The following is a 3400-nucleotide window of genomic DNA, read 5'->3' as shown; positions in this document are numbered from 1 at the left end:
GAATAATTATATTTTTAATGCGTCAGTCTTTATCATTTTTTCCAATAATGTTTTATAATATTATATCAATTTTAAATCTTCAAGCTAAAATCTGCTAAAGTCTTCTAAGTGGTTTATACTGATTGCATAATTTTGGTTAAAAAAGTTTAAACTTGTCAGTAGCTCAAACGTTAAATTAGAAAATTATTATATAATGATGATAAAAAAATGGTTTATTAATTAATTGGTAATTGCTAATCATTATCAGGAGGAAGTATGCCTTTAAAGATAGGAATCCCGAAGGAAATCCATGAGGGAGAAAAACGGGTAGCTGCAACCCCAGAGACAACAGAATGGCTCAAAAAACTGGGCTTTACTGTTGCGCTTGAAACGGGTGCGGGTGATAATGCCCATTTTTCCGATGAAGCCTACAAGGAAGACGGAGTCGAGATTGTAGAAGACACAAAAAAATTGTGGGCAGAGTCGGACATCATATTGAAAGTCCGTGCGCCTGAAGCACATCCGACACTTGGTGTGCATGAAGCAGAATTGTTGCAAGAAGGGACATGTCTCATTAGTTTTATTTGGCCAGCCCAGAATCCAGAACTCCTGGAGAGACTAGCGGCTCGCAAAGTCACTGTCATCGCAATGGACTCTGTACCCAGGATATCCAGAGCGCAAAAGCTGGATGCCCTGAGTTCTATGGCCAATATTGGTGGATACCGCGCTGTTATAGAAGCCGCTAACCATTTTGGACGCTTTTTCACAGGTCAGATCACTGCGGCAGGTAAAGTACCTCCTGCAAAAGTCATGGTTATCGGTGCTGGTGTTGCTGGTCTTGCGGCTGTTGGTGCAGCTAATGGACTGGGTGCCATTGTACGTGCATTTGACACTCGTCCAGAAGTTAAGGAACAAGTCGAAAGCATGGGCGCAGAGTTTCTCGAATTGGACTTTGAAGAAGAAGGCAGTGGTACAGGCGGCTATGCCAAAGTAATGAGTCCAGAATTTATCAAAGCGGAAATGGACCTATTCGCCCGTCAAGCGATGGAAGTGGATATCATTATTACCACCGCATTGATACCTGGCAAACCTGCACCTAAACTGATCACTGCTGGCATGGTAGAATCCATGCGTGATGGCAGCGTGATAGTTGATATGGCAGCGGAACAAGGCGGCAACTGTGCTTTAACAGAACCAGGCCAAATCGTTGTCAAACATGGTGTCACCTTGATTGGACTCACCGATCTGCCCAGCCGATTACCTACCCAGTCCAGTCAGCTTTATGGCACGAATCTGCGCCACATGCTCACTGACTTATGCAAAGAAAAGGATGGTCAAATCAACGTCGATATGGAAGACGACGTTATTCGAGGCTCGACAGTCATCAAAGACGGTGAAATTACTTGGCCACCACCCAAACCCAAGATTCAAGCGATTGCGCCACAGAAAAAAGAAGAGGCTGTCGCTATACCACAACCTGAAAAGGAGAAAAAGTCTAGTGGGTTGGGAAGTGCATTATTCATGCTTATAGGCGCGGGCTTATTAGCAGCACTGGGTCATGTTTCCCCACCTGCATTTTTGGCTCATTTTACAGTTTTTGTATTAGCCTGTTTTGTTGGTTATCAAGTCGTTTGGAATGTGACACCTGCTTTGCATACACCACTGATGAGTGTGACGAATGCCATTAGTGGTATCATTGTTGTTGGTGCGTTGCTACAGGTATCAGGACCCATTACGAGTCTTGTGACTATCCTAGCGGCGATATCAATATTGGTTGCCACTATTAATATTAGCGGCGGTTTTTTTGTCACCCAACGCATGTTGCGTATGTTTCAGAAATAAATTAGGAGAACGGACATAATGATAAATGAAGGTTTGCTTACTGCGGCATACATTATTGCCAGCATCCTGTTTATTCTTAGCTTAGGTGGGTTAAGTCATCCAGAAACGGCACGTCGAGGCAATATCTATGGCATGATTGGTATGTTTATTGCCATTTTTGCCATTATTTTTGGCGAAGTCACTCAATACGAAGTCCTAATCGTTGTTATGGTCCTCGGCGCGATTATTGGTATCACTGTGGCTGCCCGCGTTCAAATGACAGGTATGCCTCAACTCGTTGCTATGCTGCATAGCTTTGTGGGTGTGGCTGCCGTATTAGTGGGCTTCGCCAATTACATCGGTCCAGAAGCCGCCTCACACTTTACTGGCACTGAAAAAATTATCCATGAAGTGGAAATCTACTTAGGTGTCCTGATTGGTGCAGTGACTTTCACAGGTTCTGTGATTGCGTTTGGCAAATTACAAGGAGTCGTCGGTAGTCGGCCCTTACTTCTGCCAGCACGCCACTTTTTAAATCTCGGTATTGGTTTAGCCTGCATTTGGCTAGGTGTCGAGTTTATCAATGCTGAAAGCGTTTCGGCTGGCTTGATTCCCTTAGGGATTATGACGGTTCTCGCTTTAGTCTTCGGTGTCCACATGGTCATGGCGATTGGTGGTGCAGATATGCCAGTGGTCGTGTCTATGCTCAACAGCTACTCTGGTTGGGCGGCGGCAGCCATCGGTTTTATGCTTGGAAACGATCTGTTAATCATCACTGGCGCATTAGTCGGTAGTAGTGGTGCGATCCTTTCCTACATCATGTGCCGCGCTATGAACCGTCACTTCCTTAGCGTTATCGCCGGCGGCTTTGGCACAACTGGTGGAAGCATTTCTGCGGGAGATGACGAAGGAAAAGAGGTCGTTAGCACCACCGTGGAAGAAACTGCCCAGTTGTTCCAAGATGCTAAAAGTGTCATTATTGTCCCTGGGTATGGCATGGCTGTTGCCCAAGCGCAACACCCTGTTTCTGAAGTCACCAATAAACTCCGTGATAAAGGTATCACTGTGCGCTTTGGTATCCATCCAGTTGCTGGACGTTTGCCTGGACACATGAACGTACTCCTAGCTGAGGCTAAAGTACCTTATGACATCGTTCTGGAAATGGATGAAATCAATGAAGATTTCCCAGAAACGGACGTTGTGTTGGTTATTGGTGCCAATGATACTGTCAATCCAGCCGCCCAAGATGATCCCAATAGTCCTATTACCGGCATGCCTGTTTTAGAAGTTTGGAAAGCTGAGACAGTGATTGTGATGAAGCGTAGCATGGCATCAGGCTATGCGGGTGTTGGTAATCCGCTCTTCTTTAAAGAAAACACGCGCATGTTGTTTGGGGATGCGAAAGCAAGTGTCGATGCCATTCTTGGAAATATTAAGTAAGGCATAAACTACAAGGATTGTATATAATAAGGGATTTATAATAAGGGATTTATCATGCGAATTAAGAGTTGAAATTTTTCCGTCCAACGCTTTAGCTTTGGGCGTTTTTTGGTATCCAACATTAACTTTGGGCGTTTTTTGGTATCCAACATTAACTTTG

General features: G+C 44.6%; 2 protein-coding genes. Both read left to right on the top strand.

Going from position 1 to position 3400, the window contains the following annotated elements:
* Positions 1 to 255 precede the first annotated feature (255 nt).
* Complete coding sequence (locus GY683_RS03585) at positions 256 to 1821, top strand: Re/Si-specific NAD(P)(+) transhydrogenase subunit alpha (RefSeq protein ID WP_297287446.1); 1566 nt, start codon at positions 256 to 258, stop codon at positions 1819 to 1821.
* 18 nt (positions 1822 to 1839) lie between these two features.
* Positions 1840 to 3240 (top strand): Re/Si-specific NAD(P)(+) transhydrogenase subunit beta, encoded by a 1401-nt coding sequence (gene pntB, locus GY683_RS03580; protein WP_297287445.1) that lies wholly within the window; start codon positions 1840 to 1842, stop codon positions 3238 to 3240.
* Positions 3241 to 3400 lie beyond the last annotated feature (160 nt).

Source organism: Moraxella sp. (genome assembly GCF_024227015.1).
Lineage (GTDB): Bacteria > Pseudomonadota > Gammaproteobacteria > Pseudomonadales > Moraxellaceae > Moraxella.
Note: the sequence above shows the minus strand (reverse complement) of the source record. Positions and strands in the feature narration are given on the sequence as shown.

Excerpts from the sequence above, each read along its gene's own strand:
- pntB (WP_297287445.1), top strand. The coding sequence starts at position 1,840 with ATGATAAATGAAGGTTTGCTTACTGCGGCATACATTATTGCCAGCATC.
- GY683_RS03585 (WP_297287446.1), top strand. The coding sequence starts at position 256 with ATGCCTTTAAAGATAGGAATCCCGAAGGAAATCCATGAGGGAGAAAAA.